Source organism: Sorangium sp. So ce448, assembly GCF_051520915.1.
GTDB lineage: Bacteria > Myxococcota_A > Polyangia > Polyangiales > Polyangiaceae > Sorangium > Sorangium cellulosum_B.
Window position 1 is genome coordinate 1,898,000 of record NZ_CP150343.1, and the last position, 16,847, is coordinate 1,914,846.

Sequence of the window (16,847 nt, forward strand, 5' to 3'; positions counted from 1 at the left end):
CATCGGCCGCAACCGCCATCACGCCGTCATAGCAGAGTTCGCGCCGGCGCGCGCGGCGGACGCGCGCGGCGACGCTCCACGGAGGGCGGCGGCGCGCTCCGCGTGCGCCGTCATGGACGCACCGAGCGCCAGGGATGCCCCGCCCGGGCAACGCGGGGCTACTCGCTCGTCCACCGCGGGCCGCCGTCCGCAGGGATGGAGAAGTGAAGGGCGAGCTCCTGGAGGCCATTGCGCCTGTAGAACCTGTGCGCATCCAGCCTGCTCACGCCCGAATCGAGCTCCAGGTACTTGCACTCGTGCCGCCTCGCCTCGGCCAGGAGCCAGCTCATGAGAGCCTCTCCGTACCCCCTCGATCGGACGCCAGCGTCCGTGACGAGATCGTCGACGTAAAGGATCTTCCCCGTGGAGAACATCTCCATGAATCGATATCCAGCCACGGCAGAGACGCTCCGGTCGCCGAGAAAGGCCAGCCGGAAGCCTTCCCGCTGCATCCTGCGGACATCCGCGACGAACCGTTCCTGCACGAGGCGCGGCCTCAGCTGGACCATGACGGGAAAGCAGGCTGCGATCTCTTGGTCTGTTTCAGCCATCTTCACCCTCATCGCGACACCCATCCATTCATGTCATGACGCCTGACGGCCCGGCGGCCCCTGCGGCGCGGCGCGCCGGCTGCCGCGGCGGCTCGTCGACGCCTGCGCCGCGATCCCCATCCTGCCACAGCGCCGGCTCCCGCAGGCTCTGGAGTGAAGGCGGCCCCTTCGCGCGGCGGCAAAGGGCGCCCCGTTGGGCCACACCGGAGCCGCCTTCGGCGGCGAAACAGGCGGAAGTTACGAAAATCGCACCTGTTCCCGGCCGCCGCTCGTCATCGACCGGTGTTTCTGGCGGGATTCCTGGCACGCGGCGTTACACGGCCACGTGGAGCGGCTGCACCACCGCCGTAAACACCGGGAGCGCCTCGCAGCGCGCCGCGTGCGCGGCCAGCGCCGGCCGCCTCGCGGCGTCGGCGAGGGCCGGGTGCGCCTCACCGATGAAGCGCAGCGCGCAGGCGACCGCGATGTCGGCGTGGCTGAAGGCGCCCAGCCACCAGGTTTCGCCGGGCCGGGCGGCGCGCTCCCGCTCCAGCAGGTCGAGCGTCTCGCCGATCTGCGCGGTGCAGCGCTCCACCCAGACAGCGCTCCGGCGCTCGCCCGTGCGCAGCACGTGCTCGTAGAGCAGGCTCACCGCCTTGTCCGCGAGCCCCGTGGCGAGCGCGGAGACCCGCAGCCCGGCGCGGCGCGCCTCGCCCGAGCGCGGCAGGAGCGCGCGATCGGGCCCCACCAGGTCGTCGAGGGCGTCGAGGATCGCCGCGCTCTCCACGAGCGGCTCCCCGCCGTCCGTCACGAGCACGGGGACGCGCCGGAGCGGGTTGTACTTCGCGATGGACTCCGCGTCGGCCCACACCGACCACGGGCGGTGCTCGTACGCGAGCCCGTAATGCTGGAGCGCCACGGCGACGCGGCGCACGAAGGGAGAGTCGTACTGGCCAATCAGGATCATGGAGGCTCGTTTAACCGAGCCCGCCGCGGGCGGCTACCAGACGGTGCACACCCTGGCCGGCCGCATCGAGGGCCCTGGCAATTCCATGTCGCGGCGGGCAGCTCCATCGAGGAGAGCTCCCGAGCACCGCCCGGGACCTCGTAGAACTCGCCCTTGGTGTACAGGATGCCCCCCCAGCCGTTCACGCCGGCGGTCCTGGCCGTCCGGAGGCTCGTGGCGACGACCGAGAGGTTGGGGTACATCGCGACGACCTCGGAGATCATCCGGCGGAAGCCGTTCGTGTCGAGCTGGCTGTAGCTGCTGTCCACGCCGGACACCTTGAAGCCGAGGCCCGCGACGAAGTCCTCCTCGTTGCCGAACACGTATTCGACGTACGGCAAGAGGGCGCGATTGACCTCGCGCGCCCGCCGCTGGCCGGCGCAACCGCCAAGGCGCCATCAGACTCCAGGGCCTTTATTCTTATGGCGTCTCGCGGCGCCTTGGCGACTGATTTCTCGCTTGAACAACGTGATCGGCGTTCTGGCGTCGCTTTTCCAGGGTTGGTGCCGGATCGCAGAGGGAACCTTCTGGCACCTGAGGTGAGCGTGGCGATTCGCCTTTGAACTCCTTGAATCGTTTGGCTTTCCGTTTCCCCACATGCTCTACTCGCCGGGTATCCCCTGGAGAGCCTGCCTGGGAGACAGGCAACCGCGGAAGAGCACGCAGCGAACCTGGAGGGCAACCTCAGGTCGCTGCTTGAACGCGCGAAGCCCGGCACGTACGCGCGCCGCCCGTGCGGCGGGTCCACATCCCGAAGGGGACCGACGGGGATCCAGCGCGGATCCTCGGCGCGATCTACGAGCAGGACTTCACTCCTCGCAGCCGATCCGCTCGTCGTCCAGCGCGACGTCGTCGATCCACGCCGTGAACCCCGGCGGCGCGCTCTGGTAGTTGTTCCACCCGACCCGGATCTCGCTGAACGCGTCCGGGATCTCCGAGCCCGAGTAGTTGCCCGGCCCGTTCGCGATGCTGATCTGGTCGAGGAGCTCGCCGTCCAGGTAGAAGTCGTAGCGCTGCGTTGGACCGTCGATGTGCCACTCGACGCAGTGCCACTGGTCCTCATAGTACCAGCTGTACGTGCTCCCCTTGCCGAACTCCGCCCCCGCGGGCTGCACGTTGTAGAGGTACTGGATGTGCGACCCGTTGCCGTCATTGTCCCAGCCGTCCTTGTCTTCCTTCACCGTGTCCACGACGCGGACCTCCTGGGCGCCCGTCGTCGGGCCGTTGCCGTACAGCGCGACGAGCGTCGAATGGACGAACGCGTCAGGCACCGGCCGCTGCACCCGGTAGCGGATCCGGCCCCAGTGCCCGCTCCCGAGCTGAGAAGCGTCGTGATAGATGCGCCGCTCCCCGTTCGCGACGGGGCCCATCTTCAGCGCGTGCTTGCCGTGCGCGGCCTGATCGTCGGCGACCGCGACCGGCTCACCATGCTTGGTCCAGCCCTGCGGAACGCCGCCCACGTCGGTGTCCTCGAAATCCTCGCAGAGGATGTACCTGCCGGACGCGCAGCCCGTCAGGGAGGTCTCGCCGCCGCCCGAGCCACCTTGCCCGCCGCCGCCCGAGCCGCCTTGCCCGCCGCCGCTCGAGCCGCCTTGCCCGCCGCCGCTCGACGAGCTGCTCGTGAGGGCCCCGCCGTCACCGCCAGCCCCGCCGCTGCCGGTCGTACCGGTGCTGGTCGCGCCACCGCTTCCGTCGCCTCCACCGGAGCTCGAGTCCGAGGAGGTTGAATTGCAGCCCACGTGGAATGCAATGAGGGCCAAGGTAAGGCTCACAGCGTGAACACGATGCATGGTGGACCTCCGGCTCTCCGAGAGCCAAGCAAGCGGACCAAACTTGATACTTTTGTCATGGGGTGATGTCAAGACCCCCTCGGCGTGCGCAGAACTCTCGATGGGAAGAGTGACACGAACGATGCTGAATCGTGCGTCTGCGATCGGTGCGAATCGCGGCCTCGCTCATCGCGTCCATCAGCCCAGGGCAGGTCCCGCAGTTGGGTCGTGAGAGCAGCGTGGACTCAATCACCACAAGCGCGGGCGCCGTGCTTTTCTCGATGAATTTGAAATTTCGCCATGCACGAGGACGCGGAGCTGTAGACAGGCCACGCCTGGTCGCCCGGCTCGGGCGCTCCGCTCTCGGGAGCACCGGTGTACGACCCGAGCGAACCGCCCCGGAGGTTCGCTTGTCGGTCAAGCCTTCAAGAACGCGTCGCAGTCTCCGCCGTAGCCCTCGCCGACGCTGCTCACCGGGACGTCCATCGCGTGGCAGAGCGTGGCGAGCAGCTTGTTGTGCGGCATGCTCCCCAGCTTGACCTTTCGCCCGGTCTTGAAGAACCCCCCGCAGCTCCCGACGAGCAGGAACGGGATGTTGTCTACGGCGTGGTAGTTCCCCTCGTTCATGTCGTTGGCGACGACGACGACGCTGTTGTCGAGCGCGCTCCCGTCCCCCTCGGAGGAGTCGGCGAGCTGCGCCACGAGCGTGGCGACCTGCTCGTAGAACCACCGATCGATCGCCGTCTTCTGGGCCGCGTTGTTCGCGCCCTCGTGGGCGATGGCGTGGTAGTCGGGGCTGCCGATGCCGAGCCACGGGAACGTGAGGCTGTTGCCCCCGCCGTCGTCGATGAGATCGAGGGTGACCGTCCGGGCCAGGTCGCACTTCACGGCTGCCGCGGCCAGCTTCATCATCAGGTCGACGTGCTTCGGATAGTCGTTGATGTTATCGTAGTTGATCCCCCCCTCGCCGATCGCGGGCGGCGTGCACGCGCGCTGCGAGGCCGCCGCCTCGAGGTCCAGCTCCAGCGAGCGGATCGAGTCCAGGTGCGCCTGCACCTTCAGCCGGTCCTCCGTCCCGAGGCGCTGGCCGAAGCGCTCGAGGTCGGTCCCCACCAGATCGAGGACGCTCTGCCTGCGCTTGCGCAGCTTGTCGATCTGGGCTGCCGGCAGGCTCGCCCCTCCGAAGAGCCTGTTGAAGAGGCGGTAGGGATCTGTCTCGGCATTGTTCTTCTGATTCCGCCCCGCCCAGCTCGTCGAGAAGCCATAGGGGCGGCAGCCGAGGTTGAGCTGCGGCGAACTCACCCCCTTGCTCCTGAGATCGTCTCCGATGATCTGATCGATCGACGGCGCGATGCCGTCGCTGACCCCGGGGGCGGGGCTCACGCCGGTGAAGAGCGCGCCATAGCTGAAGTGCCCGTCGTACGTCCGGTTCGCGTCCAGCATCACCTTCAGGTCGACCCCTTGGGGGATCAGCACCTTGGACTTCCAGCTCTCGAGCGGCTCCAGGATGGTCGGGAGGCGCGCCGCGTTCAGGTCGTCGTTGCCAGGCAGCCAGTTCTGCTGGAAGATGCCGTTGGTCCAGGTCACGGCGATCATGCGCTTCGGGAACGCGCTCGGCGCCGCCGTGGCCGCGCGCTCGGCGTGCAGCAGCGGCAGCATGGCCGCCCCCACGCCCAGCGCCTGGAGCAGTGCTCGCCGTGAGAATCGCGCCTGGTTCATTGCAGCACCTCTCCTTCCATGATCGCCCGGAAGCGGAACGTACGCGAGCTCACCAGCGCCACCATCAGCTCGCGGATGTCCTGATCAGCGCCCTTGAAGGCATCCACCACCGATTCGAACGAGGCCTTGTCGTCCCCCGTCTCGCCTCGACCGAGCGCATAGCGCAGCCATTGCTTGGCGAAGCAGCTGTGGACCGCCTCGCTCGAGGCGAGCACCTGGCTGAGCCCGCGCGCGTCGGCCACGGCGTGGACCTGGCCGTCCAGCTCGACGGTGCTCGTCGCGTCGACCGGCTCTCCGTTGTCCATGGTCCGGAAGCGTCCGATGCCGTCGTAGTTCTCGAACGGGAAGCCGAGCGGATCCAGGAGTGCATGGCAGCCCTTCGCGCACGCCAGCTGGGAGTGCTCCGCGAAGCGCTCTCGCGTGGTACCTCCCTCATCTGGCTTCTTCGGCTCCGGGATGTCGTTCGGCGGCGGCGGGAGCGTCAGACACAGGATCTGGTTAAGGATGGCTTTCCCTCGCCTGACCGGGTGCGAGCCGTCGGCCGCGCCGGTCACGGTCAGGAACGCAGGCGAGGTCAAGATGCCTGACCGCTGGGCCGGGTCGAGCGACACGGGCTGCATCTCCTCGCCCTTCGGCCCGCTCACTCCATAAACCGCGGCGAGCGGCTCGTTCGCGAACGAGCTCGTCCCGGTCAGCACCTCCTCGAAGCGCCCGGTGCCATCGAGGACGACCCCGGCGACGAAGCGCCGCACCTCCTCCGACATCGCCCGCTTCAGCGCATCGTCGAACTCGGGGTAGACGTCGGCGTCCTTCGGCTTGCGAGCGACCGCCGAGAGGTCGAGCCAGTCCTCGAAGAAGTCGGCCACGGCGTCGCGCGATCTCGGATCGCCTAGCATCCGGCGCGCCTCTCGGGCCACGTCCTCCGCGCTCGCCAGCCGATCCGCGGCCGCGGCGTCGAACAGCGCCTGGTCAGGCATCGTCCCCCAGAGGAAGTACGAGAGGCGGCTGGCGAGCGCATAGCCGTCCAGCTTCACCGTCTTCCCCTCGACGAGCGCTGGCTCCTGCCCGTTCTCCCAGTGGTAGAGGAACCCCCGCGACTGCAGCATCGCCTCGACAAGGAGGACGATCGCGCCGTTGAAGTCGAGCTCGATCTCCGTTCGCCCGGTCTGATAGAGGCGCATCAGCCCGTCCACCTCGTCGGCGGAGACGGGGCGCCGGTACGCCTTCAGGCCGAACTCCGTCACGAACTGCCGGGCACACGCTTCTTCTCCGGCGCTCTGCGCGTCGCACGGCACGAGCGCGCTCAGGCGTGATGCCGCGTTCGCAGCGAGCTTCTCGGCTGCGTCGCGGAACAGCTCGGCGTTCAGCTTGTCGACCGGGCCGGGCAGATGGTAGCCGAGGACCGGATCGTCATTCTCCACGGGCACATCGTTGAGGTGCAGCGTGGTGTCTCCGAGCAGATCCCGGACGGTGTTGAGGTACTCGCGCCCGCTGAGCCGGCGGAGCACCTTGACGCCCGCCGAGGTGGGATCCGCCGGGGTCCCGTCGAAGCTCGGGTCAGGAGCCACGGAGCCGCCAGGCCGCTCCTCGGCGTCGCCTGGGCCGCCAGGCCGCTCCTCGGCGTCGCCTGGGCCGCCGAGCACCCCGGTGCATGAGGCGGCTGCGAGCGCGCAAAGGACGAGCCCTGCGCAAGTCCGTAAGATAAGTCTCATCGTGTTCATCTCCTCGTGTGAACGCATCCGCTCCGCGAGCGCACCCCTGCAACGACCCGGGCGCCTCGAGAGAGAAAGACGCAGGTTCGACGTCTCGCGACGGCAGCGTCGCGGGATGGTCAGGCGACCAGTAGGTCGGCCGTCGCAGGGAGCATGTGGCAGTAGCGGCTCGCCCCCGAAACGGCTCACCCTCCAGTCGATTCGCACTCCATGACAAATTTCTGGTTAAACGCGCGCTGCGAGGCGACGCAGGAAGATCGGATATGCTGCAGCCCAGCACGCTGCGCCGCGTCACCGCCGGGTGCCTTAGGACACCGAAGCTCGGAACCGGGGATTGGCCGAGATCGGGACAGGACCGGCGGGCCCGCCGTGCCCCTCGGCGCCGCTTCTCTGTCCTGCTACGGAGAGGGCCTGACCATGAAGCGGTCGAACACGCTGTCCCCGCACCGGGTTACCACCGCGATGCCGGCTTCTGCCGCGAGGCCCCCCGGCCGCGCGACGCGCCGCCGCCTGGCCGCCGTCGCGCTGCTGGGGCTCGCGGCCTGCGAGGCAGGGCCGCTCGACGCCATCGAGCTGGCCCCCACGACGCTGACCCAGGGCATGGTCGCGCACTGGACGTTCGACGAGGGAGAGGGCACGGTCGTGCTCGATTCCTCCGGCAACATGCGCGACGGAGCGCTGACCGGAGGAACGTGGGTGCAAGACGGTCGGTTCGGCAAGGCGATGCACCTCGGCGAGGGCGAGTTCATGGCGGTCGACAGCTTCCCGAACGCCACCGCGAGCTGGAGCGTCTCGGCGTGGGTGCGCCTGACGAGCGACGAGCCCGCGCCCGAGGTCCTGGCGACCGTGGTCAGCACGGAGAACACCGGCGGATGGGAGATCAACATCGACTACGCGCAGTCGCCGCCGGGCATGCACTTTGGGTTCTGGAAAGGGCCGGAGACCAGCGATTATCAATTCCTCATCTGCTTCTGCATGGAGCCTCGCCGGTGGACGCACGCCGCCGCGGTCGTCGACGGCGAGGCGCTCACCATGTCCCTCTACCTCGACGGGCAGCTCGACCAGGCGGCGCCGATCGACGTGACGATAGCGCCCGGCTCCGACACCCTTTATGTCGGTCGATGGGGGGGCGCGAGTCGGTTCCTCTTTGCGGACGTCGATGACATCGTCATCCACAGCCGGGCGCTCGTCCCGGCAGAGGTCGCCGAGCTCTCGCAGCGCTCTCCGCCGGAGCCCCGATGAGGAGGCTCGCCTGCGGCGGCCCGCCGCGCCGCGCTCTCACAGCCACCCCACGAAGCTGAGGCTGCCGAGCAGTGCCGGGCGCGCGCCGGACGCCACCTCGTCGTTGAGGAAGCGCACCACGGGATACGGCTCGGCGACGAGCACGTGCCCCTCGACGGAGATGTCGAGCCCCCGCACGAGCTCGATCTCGGCGCCCAGACCGGCGTCCGCCGAGAACGCCCACCGGGCGCTGTGGACGCCCCGGTACGGCCACGCTGCCTCGCCGTCGACCGACGCGTGCAGCGCCCCCGCGCCGGCCGAGAGCATCGGGCGAACGCGCAGGTCGGGCCAGGGGAGGACCGCGAACTCGACGAGCGCGAGCCGCTGGGCCACCGTGGCGCTGCCCTGCGGCCCGTCGACGCGCGGGGCCGTCCCGAGCCCCGCGAGCGACAGGCGCGCCTGGAACGGCCGCAGCGGCGCGAAGCGGAGGCGCCCGACCGAGAGCAGCGCGGGGCCGACGCCGCCCGGGCTCGCGAGGAGCGCGCCCCCCAGCTCGACCCCCCACGTCGACCGGCGCGCCCCGTCCAGCGACCGCTCCGCCCACCGGGACGCGTGCCGGCGCGCGTCGCTCGCCACGGGCGGCGGGGACGCCCCCTCCGCGGAGCGCCGCGAGGCCATCAGGAGCTCGAGCAGGCTCGCCCGGAGCAGCTCGACCGCGCGCACGGCGAGCACCTCGGCCATGCGCGCCCGCGGCTCGCCGCGGATGTCGATCCGCCGCGTGAGCGTCTTGCTCGTGAGCCGGTCGACCACCCAGAGCTCGGCGGCCTGGGCGTCCGGCTCCAGCGACATCCCGATGAGCGCCGCGGAGCCGCGCTGCTGCGCGACGTCGATCTCGGCCGACCGGGGCGCCGAGGCGGCGCTCGCGTCCGCGAGCACGACGTCGAAGCCGTCGGCGACCAGCTCCCCCCGGATGCGGATCAGCGCCTCCGCGATCGACGGGTCCGCGGCGCCGGGCCGCACGAGGACCACGCGGGCAGGCTCCGCGGAGGCCACGGCGCTCGCCGCCGCCAGGAGGAGCGCGAGCGCCTGCGCGAGCGCGCGCCTCACGGCGTCCGGGCGAGGGCCCGCGCCGCCTGCGCGTAAGTGCCGCCCGGGAACCGGCGCAGGTACTCCCGCGCGACCAGCTCGGCCCGGTCATCGCCCTGGAGCCCCTGCACGAGCACCATCTTGCGCCCGAGCGCCTCGGAGGCATAGGCCCCCCCTTGCGGCGTCTCCTTCAGGTAGCTCTCGAACCAGGCGAGCGCTGCGGCCGGCCCCTCCTGTGCCTCCGCGAGCCGCCCGAGCAGGAACGCCGCCTCGGCGCCCCGGCGCGTCCCCGGGAACCGCCGCCGCTGCGCGAGGAGCGCCCTCCGCGCGACGTCGGTCCGCCGGGTGTATCGCGCCGCGTCCGCGAGGGCCGCGAGCTCCTCGCTCGTGCTCTCGGCGAGGGCGGCGTCGAGCCCGAGGCGCTGCGCCTCGTCGACGATGGCGTCGAGCTTGCCGGCCGCGAGCTTGCCGGCCCAGTCGCGCTTCGGCCCCGCCTCCGGGCCGCGCGCCGTCCCCCGCGCGGCCGCGGGCTCGCCGCGCGGCTCGGCGGCGGCCGGCGAGGCGACCGGGGCCTCCGCGCGGCCTTCGGCGGGCGGAGCGGCGGCCAGCGCGGAGGCGGAGGGAGGCGGGGCGGGCGCCGCTTCGGCACCCTGCCGCGCGTCGAGGTCCCGGAGGAGAACCTCTCCGTTGCGCACCCGGACCGTCAGCCACTGCCCTGCGCGCACCGCGATCGGCTCCGCGGAGAGCGGCCCATGGACGGCGACGGAGCCGTCCTCGAGCCGGAGGTCGAGCCGCTCGTCGTCCGGCGCCCAGGCGAGCGCGAAGGCCGTCCCGGTCACGGTCACGACGAACGGCCCCGCGTCGAACAGCCACTGCGTCTCCGACCGGTGGACCACGCGCGCGTGGACCTCGCCCTTGTCGAGCGCCACCCGGGCGCCCTGCGCGGTCACCGCCGCGATGTGCGCGCGCGCCCCCTCGGCGAGCTGCACCTCGGTGCCGTCCGAGAACCGCAACGTCGGGCGGCTCGACGCGTCCGCCTGGAGATCGCCGTCCTTCGCGACGCCCCCCTCGACTTCGTAGGACAGCCGATCTCCGTGCGCCCGCCGCTGCCACCCTCGGAACGCGAGCACGCCCGTGGCGGCGACGGCGAGCGACAGCCCTCCTGCGAGCAGCGGCGAGGACCGGAAGCCCCGGCGCGCCGCCGTCCGCTCCGTCACGCGAAGCAGCCCCCGGGTGCGCTGCTGGTGCGTCATCGCGCCGAGCGACTGGCACGAGAGCTCGACCAGGCGCGCCGCCCTCGGGCTCAGCTCCGGCTCCTTCGCCTCGTCAGGGTTCATCCCGTGCCTCTTCTCTCATGCCGTAGGCGGCGAGGGTCGTGTCGCTCTCCACCAGCGACGACACGCGCTTGGTGGCCCGGCCGAGCCGCCGCTTGACGGTGGCCAGCGAGACGCCGACCGCCTCTGCGATCTCTTGCAGGCTCATGCCCTCCATGTGCCGGAGCACGAACGCGGTCCGATCGTCCGCGCTCAGCGTGTCGAGGATCGCGTAGAGACGCCCCAGCGCCTCGCGCGCCTCGCTGTCGGCCGGCTCGACGGGGTGCTCCGGAAGATCCGCGGTGTCCGACAGCTGGAGGATGCGCCGCACGCGCCTTCGCCGGAGCTCCCACTTGAGGATTCGAACGGTCACCGAGAACACGAAGCTTCCCAGCGCGTCCGGGTCCCTCAGCCCGGATATCTTGGAGAAAACCCGCACGAACACCTCCTGGGTGATGTCCTCGGCGTCGGCGCCCGGCCCGAGTACGCGCGCCGCGATCCGGAACACCTTCGGAGCATGCTTGTTCCATACCGCTGCTGCCGCCCATGGCTCCCCTGTCACGAGCGCGCGCACCACCTCACCCTCGTCGGGACCGCCACTCTCCGGAGGAGTGATGGCAAGGCTGGCTTTACGTGCTACGGCATCGCTCCGAGGGCTCATGACTCCCGCAGCGGTCGTGCGGAGCAGTCACAGTACCGAGCCGGTGCTCCCGGCGCAAGAAGGTGAGTCGGGGCGGCCGGGGGAGCGCGCCCCGCGCACGTCCGCAGATGCCGCGCGCGCGGCGGGGCGTCTTCGGTCCAGCTGGCGAAGCGCACTTCCATGCAGTAGCGGCTCGGGCTCGAACCGGCTCACCACGGGAGTGACTGGCGTGGGGATGTAAGTTTCCCGCAAGAGCGACCGGGGCTCAGGCGCCGCGCGCGACCTCGAGGACGCGGAAGGGCAGCGCGGCGCGCCTCGCCCGAGCGCGGCAGGAGCGCGCGATCGGGCCCCACCAGGTCGTCGAGGGCGTCGAGGATCGCCGCGCTCTCCACGAGCGGCTCCCCGCCGTCCGTCACGAGCACGGGGACCCGCCGGAGCGGGTTGTACTTCGCGATGGACTCCGCGTCGGCCCACACCGACCACGGGCGGTGCTCGTACGCGAGCCCGTAATGCTGGAGCGCCACGGCGACGCGGCGCACGAAGGGAGAGTCGTACTGGCCAATCAGGATCATGGAGGCTCTTTAACCGAGCCCGCCGCGCGCGGCTACCAGACAGCGCACGTCTTGGCCGGCCGCATCGGCGTGCCCGGCGCGCACCTGAACGCCTCGCCGAACTCCGGGAGGTTCGCGAGCGGGCCGTTGACGCGGAACCGCGGCGGGGAGTGCGGGTTCACCTGGACCATCAGCCGGAGCGCCTCGTCGCGCAGCTTGCCGCACCAGGACTGCCCGTGCGCGAGGAAGAACTGCTGATCTTCCGTGAAGCCGCTCGCGACCGTCTGCTCCGCCGCGCCCTTGCGCATGGCGCGGTACGCCATGAACGCGAGCTTCACGCCCCCGAGATCCGCGATGTTCTCGCCCAGCGTCAGCTTGCCGTTCAGCTTCAGCCCCGGCAGCGCCTCGAAGGCCGAGTACTGCGCCTCGACGCAGCCGGTCTTCTCCTTGAACGCCGCCCCGACCTCCTTCGACCACCAGTCCTCCAGGTTGCCCTTCTGGTCGAACTGCGAGCCCGCGTCGTCGAACCCGTGCGTGAGCTCGTGCCCGACCACCATGCCGATGCCGCCGAGGTTCACCGCCGCGGCCGAGCTCACGCTGTAGAACGGCGGCTGCAGGATGCCGGCCGGGAAGACCATGTGGTTGCGCTGCGGGTCGTAATAGGCGTTCACGGTGGGCGGGCTCATCTGCCACTCGTCGCGATCGAGCGGCTTGTCGATCTTCCCGAGGTCCCACCGCGTGTGGAAGGCGCGCGCGGCGAGCGCGTTCTTCGCGTACGATCCCGGATCGACCTCGAAATCGTAGGTCCTCCACTTGTCGGGATATCCGATGAGGTACGCCATCGCGGCGAGCTTGGCGAGCGCGCGCTGCCGCGTGCCCTCATCCATCCAGTCGAGCGCCCGGACGTCGCGCGCGAACGCGTCGCTGATCTGGTGCACCATCGCCTCGGCCGCGGGCTTGCTCGCGCCGGGGAAGCTCGTCTTGACGAACGGCTGCGCGAGCAGCTCGCCGAGCGCGTCATCGGTCGCGTCCACGCAGCGCTTCCAGCGCGGCCGCACCTCCTTCTGCCCGGTGAGCGCGGCCTGCAGCGTGAAGCTCTCGTCGACGAACGCCTTGGGCAGCGCGGGCGTCATGGAGCGCACCACGTGCCATGAAAGGTAGCTCTGCCACGCGGCGGGCTTCACCGACGTGAGCAGCCGGGAGAGCCCCTCGAAGAACCGGACGGAGGTCACGTTGACCTCCTTGACGTCCTGGAGGCCGAGCCCCTGGAAATACGCGTCCCACGAGAACGCCGGCGCGGCCTTCGCGAGCGCCGCCCGGTCGAGCTTGTTGTAGAGGCCCGCCGGGTCCCGCCGCTCGACCCGCGTCTTCGAGATCTTCGCGAGCTCGGTCTCGATCTGCACGACGTCGAGCGCCGCCGCCTTCGCCGCCGCCTCCTGCGCCCCGGCGAGCCGCATCATCCGCGCGACGTGCTCCTCGTAGGTCTTGCGGAGCGCCTTCGATTTGTCGTCCTCGTTGAGGTAGTAGTCGCGGTCTGGCAGGCCGAGACCGCTCTGGTCGAGCTGCGCGATGACGCGCGTCGCGTCCTTCATGTCCTGCGCGGATACGATGTCGAACAGCGCCCAGATGCGGCGGCGGTGGAGCTCGGTGACGAGCGCCCCGAGGCCCTTCGGGTCGCGCACCCGCCGCGCCTTCGCGAGGAGGTCCGCGATGGGCTTCGCGCCGGCGGCCTCGACCGCGGGCTCGTCCATGCACGCGCCGTAGTAGGCGCCGATCTTCTTGGTCACCGGATCCCGGTCGCCGGCGCTCGCGGCGTCCTCGAGGATGCGCCGGAGCTCCGCCTCGTTGCGCTTCTCGATCTCGTGGAAGCTCCGCATCCAGGTGGACTCGTCCCCCGGTATCTCGGTCTTCGCCAGCCATCCGCCGCACGCGAACTGGTAGAAGTCCTCGCAGGGGTTCGCCGATCGGTCGAGCGCGGCCTCGTCGAGCCCGACGCTCTCGAGCTTCGTCTCGACGACAGGGAGGCCCTGCGGCGCCGGCGGCATCAGCGCCTTCACGGTGGGGGGCGGGGGCGCCGGCGGCGGGCTCGCGGCGGGGCCGCAGGCCGCCAGCGCGGAGAGGGCCACGGTGAGCGCGAGGGGAGCGGCAGGCTGTCGGAGCGTGCGCATACAGCGCTCTACCACAGGCCGGCCGTCGCGCGGGCTCGCGATGGCCGCCCGCCGCGGCAGCGCGCGCTCGCGACCGCATCCGCCCGGAGCGGGGCCGGCCTCACTCCCGGTCGAGCTTGCCCATCAGGCTCAGGGTGAAATAGGCCCCCATGTACTTGAGGTGCGGGCGCACCTCGAGGTGGACCCGGTACCAGCCCGCGCTCCCCTCGACCTCGGTCACCGAGGTCCGCCCCTTGCGGAGCGGCCTGCGCGAGCGCACGGCGGGCGACACGACATCCATGTCCGCGACATACTGGCTGAGCCAGCTGTTCAGCTCGCGCTCGAGGTCGCCGCGCTCCTTCCATGTGCCGATCTGCTCGCGCTGCATGACCTTGAGGTAGTGGGCGAGCCGGCTGACGAGGAAGACGTAGGGCAGCTGTGTGCCGAGCCGGTAGTTGACCTCGGCGGCGCGCCCCTCCTCGCTCTGGCCGAAGTACTTGGGCTTTTGCGCCGAGTTCGCGGAGAAGAAGCAGGCGTTGTCCGTGTCCTTGCGGAACGTGAGCCCGATGAAGCCCTCCTCGCTGAGCTCGAACTCGCGGCGCTCGGTCAGCATGATCTCGGTCGGGATCTTCGTCTGGATGGCGCCGAGCGCCTCGTACTCGTGGAGCGTGAGCCCCTCGACGGTGCCGCCGGATTGCGGCCCGATGATGTGCAGGCACCAGCGGTGGCGCGCGAAGCTCTCGGCGAGCCGGGTCGCCATCGCGTAGGTGGGCGCCCCCCAGCAGTACGCCGCGTGGTTGCCGACGACGTCCTCCTCGTAGGAGAACGCCCGTATGGGCGAGGTGCTCGCCCCGTAGGGCAGGCGAAGGAGGAAGCGGGGGAGGAGCAGGCCGACGTAGCGCGCGTCCTCGGACTCGCGGAACGCTGTGTACTTCACGTACTGCGGCCCCTCGAAGAGCGCCTTGATGTCGCCGAGGTGCGGCACCTTCCGGTAGTCCTTGAGCCCGAAGAACTGCGGGCCCGCGACGGCCAGGAACGGCGCGTGCGCCATCGTCGCCACCGCCGCGCATTTCTGGAGGAGCGCGATGTCCTGGGGCACGGGGCCGAACTCGTAGTTCGAGACGACGGCGCCGAACGGCTTGCCGCCGAAATTGCCGAACTCCGACGAATAGACGATCTTGTAGAGGCCGCTCCTCACGACCTCGGACGAGTCCTCGAAATCCGCGAGCAGATCGTCCTTCGAGCAGTTGAGGATCTCGACGCGGATGTTCTCCCGGAAGTCGATGTGATCGATGGCGAACTTCAGGCCGCGCCACGCGGCCTCGAGGCGCTGGAACACCGGGTGATGCAGGATCTCGTCGATCTGCCGCGACAGCCGCTGGTCGATCTCGGAGATCCACAGGTCGATGAGGGCGCTGTCCAGCGCCGCGCCCGCCTCCGGGCGGCCCGCGACCTTGCCGACCACCGCCTCCACGCCCCGCTTCACATCGTGGTAGGCGCCGCTCGTCGCGGTGACCCCCGTCTCCGCCAGGAGCTCCGCAAGGAGAGAGCCATTGCTCCCCATCACCGGCTCTTCGCGCTGCCCCGCTTGCATGTCCGGAAATTTACCACGGTCGCTCGCCGGCTGGAAGCGACGGACACGCCGGCGCGCGCCGCGCCGCGCCCCGCCCGGGCGGGGCGAGAGCGCGGCGGCGCGGCATGGCGCGGCGCGGCCAGAGGAGAAACGCGCGCTCGGCGCGCCTCGGACGCCCGCGCGGAACGCTCCCTCAGCACGCGAGTCAGGTGTCGACCGGACATGAAAAGCCCATGGCGATCGCGCGACTGCAGTGTTACAAATCACGTGTGGGTGCTCCCACGGAAGCCGAAGACATAAGGGCTTTCGTTCGAGTCTGCCCTCTCGCACTCCCGGATCAGGCGCCGACGCCCCCGCGGCGGCGCCCGTCCTGGTCGTGGCCGCGCGGCGCCGCGCGGCGCCAGCGCCCCGAACGGCTCGGGACCGAGTGAAATGGGCAGTGGGAGCACGGAGGGACAGCGGACATCGCCTGTCTCTGTCTATCTCTCCGTGTGCCCCGTGCCTGTGTGGTCCAGATTCTCTGTCTTTCGGCGCGCGTCTGCGCGTCGTCAGCATCCGGCGCGCCTTCGTGCGTTGTCGGCATTCGGCGCTCCAAGGCGCGCCTTGGGTCGTGGATTTCGAGGAGAGGAGTGGGGATGGAACGCCTCGGGCTCGGCATCATCATCGGGATAGGGCTCACCAGCTTGACGAGGATCACGCGTCCGACCGTCAAGAGGGGCATGAAGCTAGGCTTCGTCGCCGTGGACGCGATCAGGGGCGCGCTCGACGAGGGCAGGGAGAGGCTCGCCGACCTCGTCGCCGAGGTGAGGGAGGAGATGGCGCGCCAGGAGCAGCGCGCCGGCTCGGGCGGCGCGCAGGGGTGGTCGCGCGCGGAGATGGAGCCGCCCGGGCGCTGAAGAGAGGTGTTCCGGTGACCCGGCCGCGCAGGCCGGGAGGTGAGACATGCCGAGCGATCGAGGGGTCGTCATCATCCACTGGGTTCCAGGGCGCGTGCGCCTCGCCGTCCCCGCGCTGCGCAGGGACCCGGCGAGGGCCGAGGAGATCGCGGAGCTGGCGCGCGCGTGCCCCAGCGTCGTCGACGCGCGGGCGAGCGCGTGGGCCGCGAGCCTCACGATCGAGCACGAGCCCGATGTCCCGCTGGAGGACGTCTTCTCCGAGCTCGCGCACATCCCCGAGCTCTCGGACTGTAGCTGTCGCACGATCGATGGGCTCACGCCCTCGCCCTGCGCGGCGCCCGCCGAGCCGCCGAGCCCGGGCCGGACGGCGCGCCTCGTCGTCCAGGCCGCGGACAGGCTGAACGCGGCGTCGCAGGTCGTCCCGCCGCAGCAGGTCGACCTCAAGCTCCTGGTCCCGGCGCTCCTCGTCGGGTCCGGGATTCTCCAGCTGATGATGCGGCGCTCCCCGGGCATGCCCCACTGGATCACGCTCGTGAAGTACGGGGTCGACTTCTTCGTGGTGCTGAACCACGGCCGTATCCAGAGCTTCTTCGCGAGCGCGGGCGCGGGCGTACCCACACCCACCGGCGGCGAGGCGGGGTGACG

Annotated in this window: 14 protein-coding genes and 1 pseudogene; 3 read left to right on the forward strand and 12 right to left on the reverse strand. The window is 70.7% G+C overall.

Annotated elements, in window-relative coordinates; translation table 11 throughout:
* Nucleotides 1-158: 158 nt before the first annotated feature.
* From WMF45_RS07190 to WMF45_RS07215, 6 genes are all read right to left on the reverse strand, one after another.
* Nucleotides 159-590, reverse strand: coding sequence for a GNAT family N-acetyltransferase (locus WMF45_RS07190; protein WP_437716199.1), 432 nt, complete (start codon nt 588-590; stop codon nt 159-161).
* Between the two features lie 313 nt (nt 591-903).
* Nucleotides 904-1,536: a glutathione S-transferase family protein gene (locus tag WMF45_RS07195; RefSeq protein WP_437716200.1), complete on the reverse strand. Its 633-nt coding sequence runs from the start codon at nt 1,534-1,536 to the stop codon at nt 904-906.
* Entirely contained in the window at nt 1,533-1,916 is a 384-nt protein-coding gene (locus tag WMF45_RS07200; protein WP_437716201.1) for a hypothetical protein, read from the reverse strand. Before WMF45_RS07200 ends, WMF45_RS07195 begins: the two co-directional genes overlap by 4 nt.
* A 468-nt stretch (nt 1,917-2,384) precedes the next feature.
* The gene (locus WMF45_RS07205) at nt 2,385-3,335 is read right to left on the reverse strand and encodes a hypothetical protein (RefSeq protein WP_437716202.1); all 951 of its coding nucleotides are present in this window, start codon (nt 3,333-3,335) and stop codon (nt 2,385-2,387) included.
* A gap of 426 nt (nt 3,336-3,761) precedes the next feature.
* Nucleotides 3,762-5,063, reverse strand: a complete 1,302-nt coding sequence (locus tag WMF45_RS07210) for a DUF1552 domain-containing protein (protein WP_437716203.1) — start codon at nt 5,061-5,063, stop codon at nt 3,762-3,764.
* Nucleotides 5,060-6,775: a DUF1592 domain-containing protein gene (locus WMF45_RS07215; RefSeq protein ID WP_437716204.1), complete on the reverse strand. Its 1,716-nt coding sequence runs from the start codon at nt 6,773-6,775 to the stop codon at nt 5,060-5,062. The genes WMF45_RS07210 and WMF45_RS07215 overlap by 4 nt, the downstream gene beginning before the upstream one ends.
* Before the next feature lie 417 nt (nt 6,776-7,192).
* Between WMF45_RS07215 and WMF45_RS07220 the strand changes: the two genes are divergently transcribed.
* Nucleotides 7,193-8,017: a LamG domain-containing protein gene (locus WMF45_RS07220; protein WP_437716205.1), complete on the forward strand. Its 825-nt coding sequence runs from the start codon at nt 7,193-7,195 to the stop codon at nt 8,015-8,017.
* A 36-nt stretch (nt 8,018-8,053) separates the two neighbouring features.
* Here the strand turns inward: WMF45_RS07220 and WMF45_RS07225 are convergent, their stop codons facing one another.
* The 6 genes and pseudogenes from WMF45_RS07225 to tssC form a co-directional block, all read right to left on the reverse strand.
* Nucleotides 8,054-9,103 carry a hypothetical protein gene (locus WMF45_RS07225; protein ID WP_437716206.1) on the reverse strand — a complete coding sequence of 350 codons (1,050 nt, stop codon included), beginning with the start codon at nt 9,101-9,103 and terminating at the stop codon, nt 8,054-8,056.
* The gene (locus WMF45_RS07230; RefSeq protein ID WP_437716207.1) at nt 9,100-10,419 is read right to left on the reverse strand and encodes a FecR domain-containing protein; all 1,320 of its coding nucleotides are present in this window, start codon (nt 10,417-10,419) and stop codon (nt 9,100-9,102) included. The genes WMF45_RS07225 and WMF45_RS07230 overlap by 4 nt, the downstream gene beginning before the upstream one ends.
* A complete protein-coding gene (locus WMF45_RS07235) occupies nt 10,409-11,056 on the reverse strand; it encodes an RNA polymerase sigma factor (protein ID WP_437716208.1) in 648 nt (215 codons plus the stop codon). Before WMF45_RS07235 ends, WMF45_RS07230 begins: the two co-directional genes overlap by 11 nt.
* Before the next feature lie 275 nt (nt 11,057-11,331).
* Nucleotides 11,332-11,607, reverse strand: a pseudogene (locus WMF45_RS07240) (glutathione S-transferase family protein); the annotation flags it as partial.
* A 32-nt stretch (nt 11,608-11,639) separates the two neighbouring features.
* Nucleotides 11,640-13,754 carry a M13 family metallopeptidase gene (locus WMF45_RS07245; RefSeq protein ID WP_437716209.1) on the reverse strand — a complete coding sequence of 705 codons (2,115 nt, stop codon included), beginning with the start codon at nt 13,752-13,754 and terminating at the stop codon, nt 11,640-11,642.
* Nucleotides 13,755-13,854: 100 nt separating this feature from the next.
* Complete coding sequence (tssC, locus tag WMF45_RS07250) at nt 13,855-15,327, reverse strand: type VI secretion system contractile sheath large subunit (RefSeq protein ID WP_437716210.1); 1,473 nt, start codon at nt 15,325-15,327, stop codon at nt 13,855-13,857.
* A gap of 614 nt (nt 15,328-15,941) precedes the next feature.
* On the opposite strand from tssC, the gene WMF45_RS07255 reads away from it, so the two are divergent.
* Together WMF45_RS07255 and WMF45_RS07260 are read left to right on the forward strand one after the other, a co-directional pair.
* Nucleotides 15,942-16,202 carry a hypothetical protein gene (locus WMF45_RS07255; RefSeq protein ID WP_437716211.1) on the forward strand — a complete coding sequence of 87 codons (261 nt, stop codon included), beginning with the start codon at nt 15,942-15,944 and terminating at the stop codon, nt 16,200-16,202.
* A 46-nt stretch (nt 16,203-16,248) separates the two neighbouring features.
* Nucleotides 16,249-16,845: a hypothetical protein gene (locus WMF45_RS07260; RefSeq protein WP_437716212.1), complete on the forward strand. Its 597-nt coding sequence runs from the start codon at nt 16,249-16,251 to the stop codon at nt 16,843-16,845.
* The last annotated feature ends 2 nt before the right edge of the window (nt 16,846-16,847 follow it).